We start from the raw sequence: 16334 nt of genomic DNA on the forward strand, positions 1-16334 counted from the left end.
CGCCAATATTGTGTTTATTCTTTTTGAATTGTCCTCATGTCATTAATAAAAGAGAAAACCACTTCCTCCTTTGTTGCCCAGGAAGTAACTAACCGAATCGCAGAGTGATCAGCATCGACCTTTTCCCAAATGTGGAAAGAATACTTACTTTGAAGTTCAGTAATTAAGGAATTAGGCAAGATCGGAAAAATTTGATTTGATGGTGAATGTGTTAAAAACTTGAAATTTGCATTAACTAGTTCCTGTTTGATCAAATCAGCCATCTTGTTCGCATTCACGGCTAGGTCGAAAAATAGATTGTCTTTGAAAAGTTCATGAAATTGGATCCCTAAAAGTCTACCTTTAGCAAGGAGCGCCCCTTTTTGCTTCATATGGAAGCGAAAATCCTCTTTCAATGATTCGCGGCAAATGACTAATGCTTCTCCGATAAGGGCTCCATTCTTCGTTCCGCCAATATAGAAGGCATCCACGAGTGCTGCAATATCATTCAACGTAAGGTCATTTTCTGTAGAACAAAGTGCAGATCCTATTCTGGCGCCATCCATATACAAAATCAAATTATTATTACGGCAAAATTCACTTAGTTGCTCCAGTTCATTTTTCTTATATATGGTGCCAATTTCTGTGGAATTGGATATGTATACAAGCTTCGGTTTCACCATATGTTCGTCTGTATGATATTCAAGTACTTGCTTTATATGTAAAGGGGTTAGTTTCCCATCATCGACTTCCACTGATAGAATTTTATGCCCAGTTGCTTCAATCGCCCCTGTCTCATGTGTAAAAATATGACCGGTGTGTGCCGCAATGGCAGCCTCGTGTGGTCTTAGAAAGGATGAGATCGCGATTAGATTTGTTTGTGTCCCGCCAGCGATAAGGTGGATGTCAATATCTGCTCGTCCGATTCTATCCTTTAAAAGTTCGACTGCTTGTTGAGTGTAGCGATCTCCCCCGTAGCCATCCTCCTGCTCAAAATTGGATTCGATTAAAGCATTCAATATTCTAGGATGTGCCCCTTCACTGTAATCGTTCTTAAAACTGTACATTTAATGCCCTCCCATTAAGAAATGTATTTTCCCGTATTTATTCCCTAATAAACCAAACTTTTGAAATTAAGTCATCCTTCACTTCATAAATAGCCATTAAGCTTGTGCTTTCACCCGTTAATCCGTTCGTTGCGATTTCCCAGTCGATTACCTTGTTTCCAACAATTGAACGGTTTTTGATTTCAGCGAACATTTTCTTTTTGAAGGTTTCTGTATATCTTTCAATTAGTGCCTGCTTACCGCTTAATGTAACTGTATTATCCGGGAAGGTCAACACTGTAATATCCTCTGAATAGGTGCTCGCAAACCCTTCTAAATCCTGGTTATTATAAAATTCAATTTGTTCTTGTACCACTTTTACAATTGACATAGATTTCACCCCATCCTATTTCGTGAATGATAGTAACATCATAACATAGAACAAAACAAAAGCCGGTTTTTAAACCGGCTTTTTTGCTTCATTTAAAAAATTGCGATGTTTTTGAGGCACTTGGATTTGCATGAATCCAAATCACCTGTTTCAATTGAACATATTCTTCTTCAAGGTCTTGCAATGTCCATTCATATAGATGCTTATTGTTTTTCTTAAAAACTCCTAATTTAAGGAGCTCATCGATTAGATGTTGCCTTTTTTGCTGGACAGCATTTCGAAGATTATTTTTCATAACGAAAAACCTCCTAGTTTGCTTTGGGATTTACCGTGAAAATTGCTAAGAATAGAACGACGAAGAACTAAAATGCATTAATTTTTCAAAAAGTATTGTTTCAACTCCTTCCCACAAATGCCATTGTAATTCCTGAAATTAGAAAAATTTGTCGATTTGACACATATTTATCGATTCTTAAACGAAATGTTATCTACTCTTAATATAAGAAATATTTTTGATGGCCCCCTCATTTCTTGTTATAATCAAGCCAGATTCATTTTGCGAACATAAAATAGGTGATTAAATGAGAAAAAAATATGCTAATTTAGATAATGTCAGTACGAACAAGACGTTTAAAGACATGGTGAAATGGCAAATAGAACGAAAAAGCAAGGTAAAGGATTTATCGGTAAATATCGAGCAGTGTGAAAGTAAAATGGTTAAAGAACTCCAGGAAAATCGAAATAAAACTACTTATACATGGATCGGACATTCGACTTTTCTGATTCAACTAAATGGAATTAATATTTTAACGGATCCTGTATGGGCCGAGAGGATGGGGTTTCAGAAAAGATTAACCCCGCCTGGAATCCCTTTAGCGGACATGCCAGAAATAGATATTGTGCTCATATCTCATGGCCATTACGACCACTTGGACTTTCCGACGATCAAGCAGTTAAAAGGGAGTCCTCAATTTTTTGTACCAACCGGATTAAAATCGCTATTTCTCAAAAAAGGTTATCGACGGGTCATTGAATTGAATTGGTGGGAAACGGTTGAACATGGAGGACTTACTCTACACTTTGTGCCTGCACAGCATTGGACGCGAAGAACGGCAACAGATATGAACACGTCCCATTGGGGGGGCTGGGTCATCCAGAATCAAGTAGAAACGTTATATTTTGTCGGAGATACTGGCTATTTTACGGGCTTTACGGAAATTGGAAACCGACTATCCATCGATACGGTGTTTATGCCGATTGGGGCCTATGAGCCAGAGTGGTTTATGGCGTCATCCCATATCTCTCCTGAAGATAGTGTTAAAGCTTTTTTGGAATTAAAGGCAAAATGGTTTGTACCGATGCATTATGGGGCCTACCGCTTAGCCGACGATACCGGCCCTGAAGCGTTAGAGCGGTTATATCGTGAATGGGAAAAAAGGCAATTACCAAAAGAGCAATTAAAGGTATTATTAATTGGAGAAACTGTTACCTAATTTACTGCAACGGAGGCCGCTATTCGCCTCCGTTTTTTAGTAAATGTTTTTGAAGGGGCAGGTTTAGCTTAACAATTCCGTCCTTAATCAGTTTGGCGATCTCTCTTGCACCCTTTTCTTGAAAATGAATAGGATCCTGTACACCACCAGGGTAATTTGGATGTTCACCAGCATCCAGAAACAAAAAAAGCTTCTTTGTTTTTTCTGGGCCCAGTTGTTGATAAAGTGCCCTACTTTTTGCCGTGAGATCAATGACAGGGACATTCTCCTTCATGCCAAGCTCCTTCATAGCATCAGGATACTGTCCGTGGGTGGCCAAGGCCTTTTCGTAAGCGGAGAAATTCATTCTTTCAACTGGTGTAACAAGAATTGGGATGGCCCCTTTCTTTCGGGCACCGTCAATATATTCCTTTAAATAACGTTGATAGGTAGTAGCAGGTTCTGTGTAACGGGATGGGTCGTAGCTTTTTTCATCATTATGGCCGAATTGAATGAACAAGTAATCTCCCTTTTGAATTTGATTTAAAATCCTTCTTAACCGCCCTTCGTTGATAAAACTTTTCGTGCTTCTCCCCGGGACGGCTTCATTTTTCACGATTATTTGTTCATCAAACATTTGAGGAAGCATTTGCCCCCACCCAGCCCTCGGTGCCCGATTACTGGCATAATTTGCTACAGTGGAATCTCCAGCGAGATACACTGTTATGTTCTCATTGGTTTGGTTGGCTGTCGTTCTGTAGATATTTAACCCGCTAAATAACATCAAGCTAACAGTTAATATCAATATACAATAGAAAAACCCTTTCATTTTTTTATGCTTCTCCTCCTGATGCCTAAGTCCATGATAAAAACCTTCAAATAGATGAAGGTTTTACCAATTTACTATCTAATCAAAAATTATCTCACGTCGTAGCCTCATTTTCATAAGCAATTACGACTACTTTTTTATGGGCCTGCTCACTTAATTTTTCTTCAAGGGATTGAATTTCATTAATTAATTGAGGTGAAAGGGAAGCTGTAATATATTGATTTTCTTTGTCCATGATTGATTCTCCTTTTAAAAAACTAAGCTAATGGTTTTCCTCCATCAGGAAAAAGATTAGGATCTCCGCCGCCAATGATGATAGCACTTTCTGCCTGGATATCATTATTATCTAAGTTCACTTCAACGTCTTTATTCATTTTTTCATTTATGTTTCCTTTATTTTGAAATTCTTGAGGATCATTTTCTTTTGGCATTTACACCACCTCCTGAATGGTAGTGTTTGTTTTTCGATTTTTATATATGTATGAGCTCATTTTTTGCTGATAATTGATTTCTTCCGCCCTGTTTGGATTGAAGCAATAATTGGTCCGCATAAATATACCCCTTCTCCATGGATATATTTTCGGTTACATCTTTGATGAATAGCGTGTTTTGGAGTGGAACACGATTTGACCCGATTGCAAAGGCCGCAGCGGCAATAAATAAGATATATATGAATATACTTGCCCTATTTGTCAAAGTCCCCCTCCTATCGAAGCAGAGTTTACTTGCGTTTATTTCTAGAATCCCCTTTGTTTTTAGAATTACAAACGTTTTTTTAATATACAGCAAAATAAAAAGAAGCAGATGCCCTAGGGTCCTTCATCTGCTTCTTTTTTTCAAAAGATAAATTTTCTTTTTGATTTCTTTTTCCATATTTTGAAAAAAGTTTACCAAACTCTTATCGGTGTTACCGTCTAATAAATGCTTGCTTGCCAAGGCGAGTGCTCCAGTGATCTCTCCATCAGCCAAGAAGGTAAGGTGGGTACCTCCCAGATTTTCTTTTATATACAAAACTCCATTGCCCTTTATCTCTCCAAGGTTACCTTTTCCTTTTACATGGACCCGGTAGGATGAAGCTGAAATCTCTTCTATTGTGTAAATTTCCAGCTTAAACACATCTTTAATCGGTCCCCAATGAATTTCAATTTCTGCCAGGTAATTACCAGCCGATCTTTCTTCAAAAAAACTGCATCCAGGGAGAGAGTTTCTAAGTACATTTTCATCCTTAATATATTTCCATACAATAGTTCTGGGTAATTCAAAGGAATGATCGTATTTGATTTTCAAGCGTACTCCTCCTCCAATGGTCTTTAATCATTTATTTATATTCAAATGCAGTTTGTGTTGTTAATAGAGACAAAATGAGTTTAAAATTAGTTGATGCAGTCTTTTATAGAGGAGGTAAAAATCGCCTTGATTTATCTTTTTGTAGGTTTAGCTGGTTCTTTGGGAGCGATATTGAGATATCTAATTGGAATGACCTTTTTTACAAATAGCACTTTTCCATTCACAACTTTACTGATTAATTTATTGGGAAGTTTTTTATTGGCCTGGCTGACAACCAATATTTTCAGGAAGTTCTCTTTATCAGCTCAGATGTCGACTGTGATCGGAACTGGCTTTATCGGTTCTTTTACCACTTTTTCAACCTTGAGTGTGGAAACCGTTAAATTGTTTCAATCCGGAAAAATGTTACTGGGTGTCCTTTATGTTTTTATCAGCATTATTGGCGGATTATTCATGGGCCGATTAGGATTTAAGGTCAATAACGAGGTGGATAAATCTTGACAATCATGCATTTGATAATTGTAGGAATTGGTGGTTTTTTCGGGGCGATTGCTCGTTATTCCATTAGTAAACGCTTAAATCACAAATCTGGTTTACCAATGGGAACTTTAACGGTCAATTTATCTGGCGCTTTTCTTTTAGGAGTGATCACTGGCGCGAAAGCTGATATCATCATTGTATTGTTATTTGGAACTGGATTTATGGGGGCTTATACAACCTTCTCGACGCTGAAGTTAGAAATGATTAATCTATTCTTTAAAAAAAATAATAAGGACTTTATCCTTTATACCATTATTACCTATGGCGCAGGCATTTCACTGGCTTATTTTGGATATCTGGTTGGTAGTTTTTTATGGTGATTTAATGTCCGGTTCATCATCAATGATATGATATAAATTATTTTCCCCTTCCTCTTGGATGTCATTAACTCTATTTTTGTATGGATTTGAAAGGTACAGCTACCCTAGAATAAGCAAATTAAAACAACCTTCCCAAAATGGATTTAGGAAGGTTTTTATATGCATGTTTAGTTATTTAAAATTACCTACTTTTTTGGAAATCAGGTTTAAGCTTCAATCAACAACAAGACTTTACATTCCAAAGCCTGGCATTCCACTCATTCCCATACCTGGCATTCCGCTCATCCCCATGCCTGGAGAAGAGCTCATTCCCATGCCTGGCATTCCACTCATTCCCATGCCTGGGAAGCCGCTCATGCCCATTCCTGGCATTCCACTCATTCCCATGCCTGGCATTCCACTCATTCCCATGCCGGGCATTCCGCTCATGCCCATGCCTGGCGTTCCGCTCATGCCCATTCCTGGCATTCCGCTCATGCCCATTCCTGGCATTCCGCTCATTCCCATGCCTGGCATTCCGCTCATGCCCATTCCTGGCGTTCCGCTCATGCCCATTCCTGGAAAGCCGCCCATTCCCATGCCTGGCATTCCGCTCATGCCCATACCTGGAAAGCCGCCCATTCCCATGCCTGGCATTCCGCTCATGCCCGTACCTGGCATTCCGCTCATGCCCATTCCTGGCATTCCGCTCATGCCCATTCCTGGCATTCCGCTCATGCCCATACCTGGGAAGCCACTCATACCCATTCCTGATGTCATATTTTCACCTACTTTCACTATACATACTATGATTTTTATAAAATTGAGAGCTTATTTTCCTCTAAAATTAGGCGGATAAACTAGAGTTGATATTAAATTGTAAAGGCCCTATTACAAATCTGATAAATTGCTTTGTTATAATGTGGACTTGTTAATGGTTTGAATTTTATGAAATTTCCGAAAGAGGTGTAACCAATGAAACTAAAGATGCCCATGTTAATCATATTATTTTTTTTGATATTTCTTTTGGCCCCGAAGGCATTTGCAGAAGCTAACTTAGCGAATCAAAATTCTTTGTCCCAAGCAGGATCAAATGATGGTATCAATGAAAAATTGCAGAAAATCAATACAGCTATTCAAGATAATCGAAAGGCAATTGACCAGGCAGATTTAGATGTAAAGGCAGCCACATCTGAAGTACAAAAGCTTGAGAAGGATATTAGTATTTTAAAAAACAGTATGCAAAAACGAAATAACGTATTAAAAGAACGTGCCCTTTCCTATCAGCATAGCAACAGACAATTAAGCTATCTTGAAGTGTTGTTAGGCTCGACTAGCTTGAGTGATTTTGTTGACCGAGTTGGAGCAGTAGCATCGATTGTGGAGGCAGACATGAACCTTTTAGAACAGCAGAAATCTGAAAAGAACGAATATGTCCGTAAAAAGGCTGCTTTAGAAAAAAAGCTTACTAGACTTCTTAGCATGAAAACAGACCTTGAGGGAATGCGTTCGATGCTTTCTGAACAACAAGAAAAATATGAAGGCTTAAAAAAACAGAATGAAACAGTTAAAGAAACGGAATACGTAGAGCCTCCAGTTATGGAGGATGGATACCTGAAGAAAATTATCTCCGCAGGCTATAAATACATCGGAAACTCTGTCTATGTTTTTGGCGGCGGAAGAAATGATTACGATGTCGCTAACGGAAGATTTGATTGTTCCGGATTTGTTCATTGGGCTTTTGCCCAGGCAGGGTTTGAAATAGGTTCGAGTACAGATTCTATAAAAAATTCGGGTGTACAAGTTTCGGTGAACGAAATGCAGCCCGGAGACCTTGTATTTTTTGATACCTATAAAACAAATGGCCATGTAGGCATTTACATAGGTAACGGCAAATTCATCGGATCGCAAAGCTCTACCGGAGTCGCGATAGCCGATATGTCAACGGGGTATTGGAAAGTGAAGTTTAATGGCAGAGTGGTTCGGATTTAACTTCTTCTTTAGCGAAATGGTTCGCCGCGAAAGGACTGGCTACATAACCGTAAAGGCTGTATTCTAAAGATTTGTGTCACGTAGACAGCTCCTACTTGACCGTAAAGACTTTATTTTAATCATTTAGGTCACGTAGACAGCTCCTACGTGACCGTAAAAGCTTTATTCTAATCATTTAGGTCACATAGACGGCTCCTACGTAACCGAAAATTCCAGTTAGTAAGAAAACGGTTACGTATTCCACTCATTCAAAAACAATAAAACAAGCAATGCCCCTTTTTCATTAAGCTTCCTTCAAATTAGCCTGTTTTTTCAAAAGCAATCTTATCACCAACAACGTCAAAATAACCGCAGCGACCAAATAAATCACCAACGCTGTCACATCATTACGGAGTATGTGATAATCCCCAGTTGAAATAATCGCTCGGAATCCTTGGACTGTATAGGACATTGGCAGCAGCGAATGAACCGTTTGTAAAAACTTTGGCGTGAGCTCGATTGGAAAAGTTCCTGCACTAGAGGTTAACTGCAAAACCAGCAACACAATCGCTAAAAATCTCCCCGCATTATCCAAAGCAATTACAAGCAGCAATATAATCGACATAAACATTAAGCTAGCCAGAAAGGTAAATAGGTAAAGATATCCCTGGTTCACAGGGTCCAAGCCAATTAAGTGTATTAAAAAAAAATTGGTAATGACGCTATGAAAAATAGAAATAAAAGCAAGTATTACCCATTTGGATAAAAACCAGGCCACCGCCGACGGCGGCTGAGTGCTTGTTAACCGAAACGGGAGGATCGTGGAAAGCAAAAGGGACCCGACAAACAAACTTAAGGAAAGGAAATAGGGAGCTAACCCCGTTCCATAGTTTGGAACACTATGCACCAATTGCTCTTTAAGCCTGACCGGATTAGACATCATCTCATATATAGGCTGGCCTGAATGTATAGCTTGAATTTGTTTTGCCCCATCCGTCAATTTATTCGTTAATTCCTTGCTTCCAGAAGCAAGCTTCAATTCACCATCTTTCAAGGATTGCAAATGACCAATCACACTATTCCACCCATTATAGACATTTGTTGCCCCAGTGGAAATCTTTGCTTGTGACGCAGCTAATTGCTTGGCACCACTTGATAGGTCCTTCAATTTAGCAGTAATCGTGGCTGATCCCGAACTAAGTGTACCTGTACTTTGTGCAGCTTTATTCAAACCTTGATTAAAAGTGATAAAATTCGAATTGAATTTATCTAGACCACTAATGAGACTATTACTGATTTGGGCCATTTGCTGATAGGCAGTGTCATTGGCAGATGCAGGGTGGTCAGTGGCATACCCTTCCAGCGCTTGACTTAATTGCTTTGAGCCATTCACAAGCGGACCCATTCCAGAAGCCAGTTGCGCAGAACTGCTATTTAACTGTTTTAATCCACTCTCCAATGTGCCAAAACCACTATTAATCTGCCCCATCCCCGATTGTAATTGTGCCGCACCATCGGATAATTGTTTGGCAGCATTGCTTAATTTTTGTGCTCCGCTTGACAGCTGACTTAATGGATCGACTTGCTTTTGCATGCCGCTGATAATTTCCTCGGTCCCTGACGTTAAATTGTTCAAGCCTGCAGTAATTTGACCTGAACCTTGACTTGCTTCATTCAATCCCTCCCCGACCGATTTAATATTGGCAAAAACGACTTCAGCATAATTTTTGCTGATTTGCTGGGCTAACTTTGTCCTAATTTTATCGACTGCATTTCTTCCAATTTGCGAGGCAATGAAATTGCTTCCCGCATTCACCTTATAATAGAGATTAAGCGGGGTCGGTTTTTGCGCGGATAGCGTCGTTGCCCTTTTGGAAAAATCACGGGGAATATAAATTTCAAAATAATATTGATTATTTTTTATCCCGTTATCAGCCATTTCTTTACTGACAAAATCCCATTTAAAACTTTTGTCCTTCTTCAATTCTTTAACTAGTTCATCACCGATCGCATACGAGCTGCCTTTATTTTCGACTTTTTCGTCATCATTAACAACCGCTACCGGCAGTCTTTCTAAATGAGCGTATGGATCCCAGTTCGCCCATAAATAAGTTCCACTATATAGGATTGGAACAAATAAAATCACAAATAACGCTATCATCAGCTTTGGATTTTTAATAATTTGTCCCCATTCATGTCTAATCCAAGAAAACATAGTCAACGATTATACACCCTCTACTGTCATATCATACTTTTCATTATTTGTCTGAATTGGTAGATTTATGTGCATTAGAAAATTATGACAATTAAAATAATGTGAAGGATTATTTCAGATAAAAACAGAATATTAAAATATCTATTCCTTTCGATAAGCGAAATAGGAAGAAAACTAGGTGGTGTGTAATAGATGGATTTGCTAAACTCACAGAATAATAGAATTATCCCTTATAATCATAAGCTGGCTCCCCTCTTTATTCGCAACACCTTGCATTCCCTAATTCCAGAAGGAACAAAGCATATTTATGTCGTTGGAATTGGTTCAAATAGGATCAGCGGTGACAGCCTTGGTCCGTTTGTCGGGACCTTGCTTTCTAACTTGTTTCCTAGCCACTTAACTGTATTAGGAAATCTTCAATCTCCTATGGATGCCAAAACCCTAATTCCGGCATTTACCAAGCTTAGCCTTCCGGAAAAAAGTTTTGTTGTTGCGATTGATAGTGTTCTTGGTTCAGTTGGGATCGTAAATTCAATTGTCGTTCGAGAAGGCTCCATGCTTCCAGGCGCAGGTCTTGGAAATCAGCTTCCTCCTATCGGCGACTGCAGCGTGATGGGAGTTGTCCTAGAAAATGATCCATCTATCGAGACTTCTTTATTTCACACAAACCTCCACCTGATCTATACGATGGCTGTTAATATTGCAAAAGGAATTTCACTTTCGGTTCGGCAGTATTTTAATTATCCTTCAAACCACCCGATCCTGCTTCATCATTAATTTCCTTTTCCCCTGATTGCACAGGGATTTTTTTTTCTAATCTTATTTCAAAAAAAAAATTTTCGTGTAAACGCATCCAATTTTCTTACAAAATCCTTTTATAAAAAAATTAGAGTATAATTGGAAGGGAATAAAAGTAAACAGGGGTAGAGATCATTGGATAAACAAAATAGCAGGTATCGTTGGGTGGTTTTCGCCACCGTCTTGTTCACTTATTTTTTAATCGTGAGTCAAAGGACAGCACCGGGATTAATTTCCGATCAATTAATGAAAGATTTTAATATTACGGCAGCAACCATCGGCCTCTTGACCAGTGTACAATTCTTGGCCTATGCTGGGCTGCAGGTTCCCATTGGTATCCTTTCTGACCGGTTTGGTCCTAATGTGTTTTTAATCGTTGGGGCGATTCTCAATGGGTTAGGAACGCTTCTTTATAGTCTGGCAACAAATGAATATATGCTTCTTATTGCCAGATTGATGGCGGGAATGGGTGATGCGACGATTTGGGTCAATTTGGTTTTAATCATGAGCCAATGGTTTAAAGTAAGAGAATTTGTCGGCTTACTGGGCTTCGCCGGGATGAGCGGAAGCTTTGGTTTCTTAATGGCTACCGTTCCCTTTTCAGCTTGGATCACCTTATCTGGCTGGAGAACCCCTTTTTTCATAACAGGAATCATATTATGTTTATGTGGGCTTCTTTTATATGTTGTTCTCGTAAACAAACCAAAGAAAATTTTCACGAACGCTGCTTTATCAGTTAAAAAAGAGAAAAAGCGTGAAAATACCTTTGTTTTATTAAGACGGATGTTTTCTGACCGACAAGCCTGGGCAACCTTCTTATGTCATTTTGGCGTGGTCGGTACGTATGTTGGCTTTATCGGTTCTTGGGCTGTTCCTTATGGGATGCATGTGTACGGGATGAGCCGATCGGATGCAAGTCAGCTAATAATGATTGGTTTAGTTGGGGCAATTATTGGAGCTCCGTTAACGGGCTGGATTTCAGGTCGGCTGAATTCCATTAAAAGACCTTATATCTTTGTCCATATTATTGTTTTTATAAGCTGGGTTGCGTTCATTTTATTTAATGGGAAGCCATCCTATAGTATGCTTGTGGTTCTTTTCTTTATCATTGGCTATGGAAATGGTGCCAGCTCGTTGACCTTTGCGGTTGTCCGCAAATCGTTCCCAATGAAAGAGGTGGGAGTGATTTCGGGGTTTGCGAATACAGGTGGATTTACAAGTGCGGTGCTTCTGCCAATTATTTTCGGAAAGGTTTTAGACCATTTTCATGACGCCGGCAGCAGTGTTGGCTATCACTATGGGTTTATCATCCCCGTCCTGTTTTCTATGGTCGGCTTAATTGGCGGCATTCTTATCAAAGAACAGCGCCAGGAAGCCAAGCAGCCGAGTGAAATGTTGGCTTAGGCTTTTCGTGGTTTATAGCTTCATTGACCGTTGGATGATTAAGTTGGCTTACTCGTGCAATGAAAACCCGAAACAAAGGCAAAATAAAGTTTATTATAAAATTTTTTTTAAGACAGAAGGGTTTCTATTGAAGAATTTGGCAATGACCACGGAGGACAAAAGAATACGTTTTTTGATTACACTGGTAACTGCCTTCATTGGTGGAATTATTTTCACCATCCTTCATACTCCAATACCATGGCTGCTTGGTCCGATGACCGCTGTCCTGATTGGCGCACGGCTGGTGAAGCTTCCGTTATTCTGGCCAAGCTACATTCGTGATACCGGGTTAATCTTTGTGGGCTATTCCATAGGACTTTCGTTCACAAAGGATGCACTATTGCAAATTCTTGAAAAGCTTCCTTCGATGCTCCTCATGACTGTAACACTTGTGGTATTTTGCGCGGGAATTGCATTTGTTGTCTCCAAACTTACTGGTGTAGATTATCCAACGGTGCTAACTGGCAGTATTCCGGGTGGTCTTTCACAGATGATTACCTTTGCCGAGGAAGTGAAAGGAATTGACCTCACAACAGTTACCTTCCTTCAGGTGGCAAGATTGTTGATGATCATTTTCTTTGTTCCCTTTCTGATTTTAGGACCTTTTTTTAAAGAAACTAACTCAACTCCGGTTACGGATATTATGCATAAGTCAGAAGCATTTTCTGGACCTTTTTTTCCAACCATTCTTTTGTTTACAGTTGTTTGTGTGCTTTGTGCTTTTCTTGGAAAAAAACTTAGGTTTCCAACTCCATTTTTGTTGGGGCCGATCATTGGGACTGCCGTCATGAATATTTCTGGACTAAATGGGCCTCCACTTTCCCCAACGATCTTGGATCTATCACAATTCTTGATTGGCGCATACATCGGATTGTTATTAAAACCGGAAAAATTGCCGCACAAAAGCAAAATGATTACCCTTGCCCTAATTAGCGGCATGGTAATGATTCTTGGCTCCATCGGCTTAAGCTTGCTGCTTGTTTTTCATTACCATATTACTCCTTCGACAAGTTTTTTAAGCCTAGCACCCGGCGGTATGGATCAAATGGGTATTCTCGCTCATGAAGTGCATGCCGATTTATCCATGGTAACCGGATATCAATTATTCCGGCTCCTATTTATCTATTTTGCGGTTCCGCCGATTTTGAAGTTGTTTTTTAGGGTACGGAGGAAAGCGAAGCAAATATAAAGCAGTGTTCACATTGAACACCGCTTTATTTATTATAGAGTTTTATAATACAAAACAGTCGTATGCAGTTCTCCATTTGCTGACTTGGCAAAATTCGGGATTCGTCCGGCTTCGATAAATCCTAGTGATTGATACAGAATATTGGAGGGGTCTCCCTCTCTTGTATCCAGAACTAACAATGACCGACCTTCTTGTAATGCACGTTCCTCTGCTTTTTGCATTAGTGCACGGCCTAAACCCTGCCGTCTAAAGTCAGGATCCGTAATGAGCTTGGCAATATCTGCTCTATGTAAACCGTTTCGTTTCGTGCATAAATGTAATTGGACACTCCCGACAATCCGATTGTGAATTTTAGCCACAAATAAAATCACACCAGGTGATAAAACTGTTTCCCAATACTCCCTAGATTGTGATAGTTCCATTGGCGGCAGAAAGCCTACGGCCGCACCATCATCCACTACTTTCACCAATAGCCCAGATAGTTTCGAAATAGATTCCTCAATCGAATCCAATTCCTCAATGATCAACATAAACACCTCCCCTTTCATGATAACTCACAGCATTAATCCGAACTACAAATATGGCAGATTATCTTACATTTTAATTACCATTTTAGCCCATACTGAAATAGGAACAATTTAAAGAGAAGGATGAAGTACCTTGCATCTTGTTTTTGAAGCGATTATCCGTACAAGTATTTCCTATATCGTTTTAATGGCCGTTTCACTCTGGGTCGGAAAACAGGTTAACTCCCATACAAATTATTATAATTTTGCTTTGTCAATCACGATAGGCTCTTTCATTGGGAATATGGGGTTTGATACGAATCTCCACTTCATTCCGATGATCTCTTCTTTCCTTGCCCTAATTTTGATCTATTTTTTCTTATCCCTTATTTCTGCAAACAGTCGGCCATTTCGCAGATGGCTGTCCGGGCAGCCGACTGTCATCATTGATAATGGGAAAATTCTTGATGCTAACATGAAAAAAATTAGGTATACCTTGGATGATTTAAATCAGCAGCTACGGGAGCAAGGAATATTTGATTTATTTGAGGTGGAATATGCACTCTTAGAGGTGAGCGGAAAATTATCAGTATTGAAGAAAACACAATACCAAAATGTCAGCAAAAAGGACGTTACTCCAGCATCTAATTTAAATGAAAACGTTATTCTGCCAAAGGAACTCATTATGGACGGAAAGGTAATAGAGAAGAATTTCAACCATAATTTTTCAAAAAATTGGCTGGATCAAGAATTAAAATCAAGGAGTTTACAAATCAAGTCGGTTCAATATGCCGTCATTTCATCCAATGGCAGTCTATTTATTGATTTATTTGACGATCATTTGAAATCACCGTTAGACACCGAATGAAAATGGCTGCCCTAACTACTGGCAGCCACTCTTATTTAGACTCTATTTTTTAAAAGGTAAATCTGCGACCTGTTAGCAAACTGAATAGGGCGATAATTAACGCGATGCGAATAGCCAATCTTACGATGCGGCCTCTGATTCTAGTACGCAAAATGATGCTGTCGCCGCCAACATATTCTAGTGTTCCAGTAAAGGTCCCATTATTCGTCACAACTTCTACTTCTTCACCAACAAGCTTATGTGCAAAGTCTCGAAAACTTTGTGAGCTCAAGCAAATCAACTCCCTTCATTTCTATTAAATGAATTTTTCATAGAAATGATTGGGTATTTGCAGGACAAACTCTTTAAAACTTTTAAACATTTACTACATTCGTTGTTTCATTGAATACGTCCACTAGATAATCTACAGCTGTTAAATAGACCATCCCGTTACCTTCAAGCTTAGGAGAATATCCTAACGGGACCGTTCTCCTAATTAATTGGGCATATAGTTCTGGTTCTGATAGATTTCTCTCGAATGCCTGATTTGACAAGGATTTTATTAGAGCCAGAGCCCCGGAGACATGTGGTGTTGCCATTGAAGTGCCGCTAAGTTTAGCATATTTCCCCTTCAAATAAGTGGAAAGGATATTTTCACCGGGTGCCACCACATCGACCTCTTTATTGGAATTACTAAAATCAGAAATATGACGTTCAAGGTTGATCGCTCCAACACTTATAACCTCATTATAGGATCCTGGATAATCGAGTTCATCTGTAGAACCTTGTCCATCCCCTTCATTTCCTGCTGCACACACGACCAGAATATTATTGGCCACCGCTTTTTGGATGGCTTCGTGTAATTCCGGTACATCCTCTGGTCCGCCGAGGCTCATCGAGATGATATCTACCTTTTGTTCAATAGCATAATAGATTCCATTGATAATCCAGTCATATTGACCAGAGCCATTTTTATCAAGTACTTTTACGATTAATAGATTCGCTTCAGGGGCAACCCCGACTACACCCTTCTGGTTGGCGGTTGCTGCGATGGTCCCGGCAACATGTGTCCCGTGCCCATTGTAATCCTGATAAATCGTTTTGTTCCCTTTGTCATCATTCGTAAAATTGCATCCGCCAATAATCCGTTCCTTTAAGTCAGGATGCGTGAGATCACAGCCTGTATCTAAGATCGCTATGGTGATGCCCTTCCCTTTTGTTTTTTCCCAAACTTTCGGGGACTGAATCATTTCAACCCCTTTTGGCACCTCGGTTACTTCTTCAACCTCTGCCATTACCTGGTACGGAATCAAGCGTACTTTTCGCTCCATCGTATTCCCCCTAACAGATTTTATGGAAGCCAACCCCTGATGATAGTAATAGTTTAACAATTCTGAATCTATTAAAATAGATTCCTTTGGACTGTTTTTCCTCCATTCACTCGTAATATAGGAACAAAGGATTAAAATGGACAGGCTGTAAAAATTCCGAAAAGTAATTTTAATCAAATTAATACATGATG

At 39.4% G+C, this 16334-nt stretch carries 21 protein-coding genes; 8 read left to right on the forward strand and 13 right to left on the reverse strand.

The annotated features are described in order from the left end of the window. Positions 1–14: 14 nt before the first annotated feature. The 3 genes from AC59HZ_RS09210 to AC59HZ_RS09220 form a co-directional block, all read right to left on the reverse strand. On the reverse strand, positions 15–1046 hold the full coding sequence (locus AC59HZ_RS09210) for a threonine aldolase family protein (RefSeq protein ID WP_496545511.1): 1032 nt from the start codon (positions 1044–1046) through the stop codon (positions 15–17). 37 nt (positions 1047–1083) lie between these two features. Next, complete coding sequence (locus AC59HZ_RS09215) at positions 1084–1416, reverse strand: nuclear transport factor 2 family protein (protein WP_496545512.1); 333 nt, start codon at positions 1414–1416, stop codon at positions 1084–1086. 88 nt (positions 1417–1504) lie between these two features. Further along, positions 1505–1711 (reverse strand): Fur-regulated basic protein FbpA, encoded by a 207-nt coding sequence (locus tag AC59HZ_RS09220; RefSeq protein ID WP_496545513.1) that lies wholly within the window; start codon positions 1709–1711, stop codon positions 1505–1507. A 286-nt stretch (positions 1712–1997) separates the two neighbouring features. On the opposite strand from AC59HZ_RS09220, the gene AC59HZ_RS09225 reads away from it, so the two are divergent. Then, the gene (locus AC59HZ_RS09225) at positions 1998–2909 is read left to right on the forward strand and encodes an MBL fold metallo-hydrolase (RefSeq protein WP_496545514.1); all 912 of its coding nucleotides are present in this window, start codon (positions 1998–2000) and stop codon (positions 2907–2909) included. A 19-nt stretch (positions 2910–2928) separates the two neighbouring features. Here the strand turns inward: AC59HZ_RS09225 and AC59HZ_RS09230 are convergent, their stop codons facing one another. The 5 genes from AC59HZ_RS09230 to AC59HZ_RS09250 all read right to left on the reverse strand — a co-directional run bounded on the left by AC59HZ_RS09230 (position 2929) and on the right by AC59HZ_RS09250 (position 5004). Next, the gene (locus tag AC59HZ_RS09230) at positions 2929–3672 is read right to left on the reverse strand and encodes a rhamnogalacturonan acetylesterase (protein ID WP_496546022.1); all 744 of its coding nucleotides are present in this window, start codon (positions 3670–3672) and stop codon (positions 2929–2931) included. Positions 3673–3811: 139 nt separating this feature from the next. After that, positions 3812–3952: a hypothetical protein gene (locus tag AC59HZ_RS09235; RefSeq protein WP_496545515.1), complete on the reverse strand. Its 141-nt coding sequence runs from the start codon at positions 3950–3952 to the stop codon at positions 3812–3814. Positions 3953–3974: 22 nt separating this feature from the next. Beyond that, positions 3975–4148, reverse strand: a complete 174-nt coding sequence (locus AC59HZ_RS09240) for a hypothetical protein (RefSeq protein ID WP_496545516.1) — start codon at positions 4146–4148, stop codon at positions 3975–3977. Between the two features lie 40 nt (positions 4149–4188). Beyond that, a complete protein-coding gene (locus tag AC59HZ_RS09245; RefSeq protein ID WP_496545517.1) occupies positions 4189–4413 on the reverse strand; it encodes a hypothetical protein in 225 nt (74 codons plus the stop codon). A 123-nt stretch (positions 4414–4536) separates the two neighbouring features. Then, entirely contained in the window at positions 4537–5004 is a 468-nt protein-coding gene (locus AC59HZ_RS09250; protein ID WP_496545518.1) for an SRPBCC domain-containing protein, read from the reverse strand. Between the two features lie 93 nt (positions 5005–5097). Between AC59HZ_RS09250 and crcB (AC59HZ_RS09255) the strand changes: the two genes are divergently transcribed. Further along, positions 5098–5505, forward strand: a complete 408-nt coding sequence (gene crcB / locus AC59HZ_RS09255) for a fluoride efflux transporter CrcB (protein WP_496545519.1) — start codon at positions 5098–5100, stop codon at positions 5503–5505. Between the two features lie 5 nt (positions 5506–5510). After that, positions 5511–5864 (forward strand): fluoride efflux transporter CrcB, encoded by a 354-nt coding sequence (crcB, locus tag AC59HZ_RS09260; RefSeq protein ID WP_496546023.1) that lies wholly within the window; start codon positions 5511–5513, stop codon positions 5862–5864. Positions 5865–6095: 231 nt separating this feature from the next. On the opposite strand, the gene AC59HZ_RS09265 is transcribed toward crcB (AC59HZ_RS09260), so the two are convergent. Further along, positions 6096–6623 (reverse strand): hypothetical protein, encoded by a 528-nt coding sequence (locus tag AC59HZ_RS09265; RefSeq protein ID WP_496545520.1) that lies wholly within the window; start codon positions 6621–6623, stop codon positions 6096–6098. A gap of 195 nt (positions 6624–6818) precedes the next feature. On the opposite strand from AC59HZ_RS09265, the gene AC59HZ_RS09270 reads away from it, so the two are divergent. Then, positions 6819–7835 carry a C40 family peptidase gene (locus AC59HZ_RS09270; protein ID WP_496545521.1) on the forward strand — a complete coding sequence of 339 codons (1017 nt, stop codon included), beginning with the start codon at positions 6819–6821 and terminating at the stop codon, positions 7833–7835. 283 nt (positions 7836–8118) lie between these two features. On the opposite strand, the gene AC59HZ_RS09275 is transcribed toward AC59HZ_RS09270, so the two are convergent. After that, entirely contained in the window at positions 8119–10029 is a 1911-nt protein-coding gene (locus tag AC59HZ_RS09275; protein WP_496546024.1) for a YhgE/Pip family protein, read from the reverse strand. Between the two features lie 192 nt (positions 10030–10221). Here AC59HZ_RS09275 and yyaC point away from each other — a divergent pair, with 192 nt between their 5' ends. From yyaC to AC59HZ_RS09290, 3 genes are all read left to right on the forward strand, one after another. Further along, entirely contained in the window at positions 10222–10806 is a 585-nt protein-coding gene (gene yyaC, locus AC59HZ_RS09280; protein ID WP_496545522.1) for a spore protease YyaC, read from the forward strand. A gap of 156 nt (positions 10807–10962) precedes the next feature. Beyond that, on the forward strand, positions 10963–12231 hold the full coding sequence (locus AC59HZ_RS09285; RefSeq protein ID WP_496545523.1) for an MFS transporter: 1269 nt from the start codon (positions 10963–10965) through the stop codon (positions 12229–12231). A 127-nt stretch (positions 12232–12358) separates the two neighbouring features. Next, positions 12359–13459 carry an AbrB family transcriptional regulator gene (locus tag AC59HZ_RS09290; protein WP_496545524.1) on the forward strand — a complete coding sequence of 367 codons (1101 nt, stop codon included), beginning with the start codon at positions 12359–12361 and terminating at the stop codon, positions 13457–13459. Between the two features lie 32 nt (positions 13460–13491). Here the strand turns inward: AC59HZ_RS09290 and AC59HZ_RS09295 are convergent, their stop codons facing one another. Continuing rightward, entirely contained in the window at positions 13492–13989 is a 498-nt protein-coding gene (locus AC59HZ_RS09295; RefSeq protein WP_496545525.1) for a GNAT family N-acetyltransferase, read from the reverse strand. 130 nt (positions 13990–14119) lie between these two features. Between AC59HZ_RS09295 and AC59HZ_RS09300 the strand changes: the two genes are divergently transcribed. Further along, positions 14120–14833 carry a DUF421 domain-containing protein gene (locus tag AC59HZ_RS09300; RefSeq protein WP_496545526.1) on the forward strand — a complete coding sequence of 238 codons (714 nt, stop codon included), beginning with the start codon at positions 14120–14122 and terminating at the stop codon, positions 14831–14833. 49 nt (positions 14834–14882) lie between these two features. Here the strand turns inward: AC59HZ_RS09300 and AC59HZ_RS09305 are convergent, their stop codons facing one another. Together AC59HZ_RS09305 and AC59HZ_RS09310 are read right to left on the reverse strand one after the other, a co-directional pair. After that, positions 14883–15104: a hypothetical protein gene (locus tag AC59HZ_RS09305; RefSeq protein ID WP_430065808.1), complete on the reverse strand. Its 222-nt coding sequence runs from the start codon at positions 15102–15104 to the stop codon at positions 14883–14885. A gap of 82 nt (positions 15105–15186) precedes the next feature. After that, entirely contained in the window at positions 15187–16143 is a 957-nt protein-coding gene (locus tag AC59HZ_RS09310) for a S8 family peptidase (RefSeq protein ID WP_496545527.1), read from the reverse strand. Positions 16144–16334: the final 191 nt, after the last annotated feature.

The sequence above is a fragment of the Neobacillus sp. DZ-9 genome (genome assembly GCF_059587065.1).

Bases quoted from the DNA above. Each gene is read 5' to 3' on its own strand.
- AC59HZ_RS09230 (WP_496546022.1), bottom strand. From the start codon at position 3,672: ATGTTATTTAGCGGGTTAAATATCTACAGAACGACAGCCAACCAAACC.
- crcB (WP_496545519.1), top strand. From the start codon at position 5,098: ATGCAGTCTTTTATAGAGGAGGTAAAAATCGCCTTGATTTATCTTTTT.
- AC59HZ_RS09225 (WP_496545514.1), top strand. From the start codon at position 1,998: ATGAGAAAAAAATATGCTAATTTAGATAATGTCAGTACGAACAAGACG.
- AC59HZ_RS09220 (WP_496545513.1), bottom strand. From the start codon at position 1,711: ATGAAAAATAATCTTCGAAATGCTGTCCAGCAAAAAAGGCAACATCTA.
- AC59HZ_RS09310 (WP_496545527.1), bottom strand. From the start codon at position 16,143: ATGGAGCGAAAAGTACGCTTGATTCCGTACCAGGTAATGGCAGAGGTT.
- AC59HZ_RS09295 (WP_496545525.1), bottom strand. From the start codon at position 13,989: ATGTTGATCATTGAGGAATTGGATTCGATTGAGGAATCTATTTCGAAA.
- AC59HZ_RS09210 (WP_496545511.1), bottom strand. From the start codon at position 1,046: ATGTACAGTTTTAAGAACGATTACAGTGAAGGGGCACATCCTAGAATA.
- AC59HZ_RS09275 (WP_496546024.1), bottom strand. From the start codon at position 10,029: ATGTTTTCTTGGATTAGACATGAATGGGGACAAATTATTAAAAATCCA.
- yyaC (WP_496545522.1), top strand. From the start codon at position 10,222: ATGGATTTGCTAAACTCACAGAATAATAGAATTATCCCTTATAATCAT.
- AC59HZ_RS09235 (WP_496545515.1), bottom strand. From the start codon at position 3,952: ATGGACAAAGAAAATCAATATATTACAGCTTCCCTTTCACCTCAATTA.
- crcB (WP_496546023.1), top strand. From the start codon at position 5,511: ATGCATTTGATAATTGTAGGAATTGGTGGTTTTTTCGGGGCGATTGCT.
- AC59HZ_RS09215 (WP_496545512.1), bottom strand. From the start codon at position 1,416: ATGTCAATTGTAAAAGTGGTACAAGAACAAATTGAATTTTATAATAAC.
- AC59HZ_RS09240 (WP_496545516.1), bottom strand. From the start codon at position 4,148: ATGCCAAAAGAAAATGATCCTCAAGAATTTCAAAATAAAGGAAACATA.
- AC59HZ_RS09265 (WP_496545520.1), bottom strand. From the start codon at position 6,623: ATGACATCAGGAATGGGTATGAGTGGCTTCCCAGGTATGGGCATGAGC.
- AC59HZ_RS09270 (WP_496545521.1), top strand. From the start codon at position 6,819: ATGAAACTAAAGATGCCCATGTTAATCATATTATTTTTTTTGATATTT.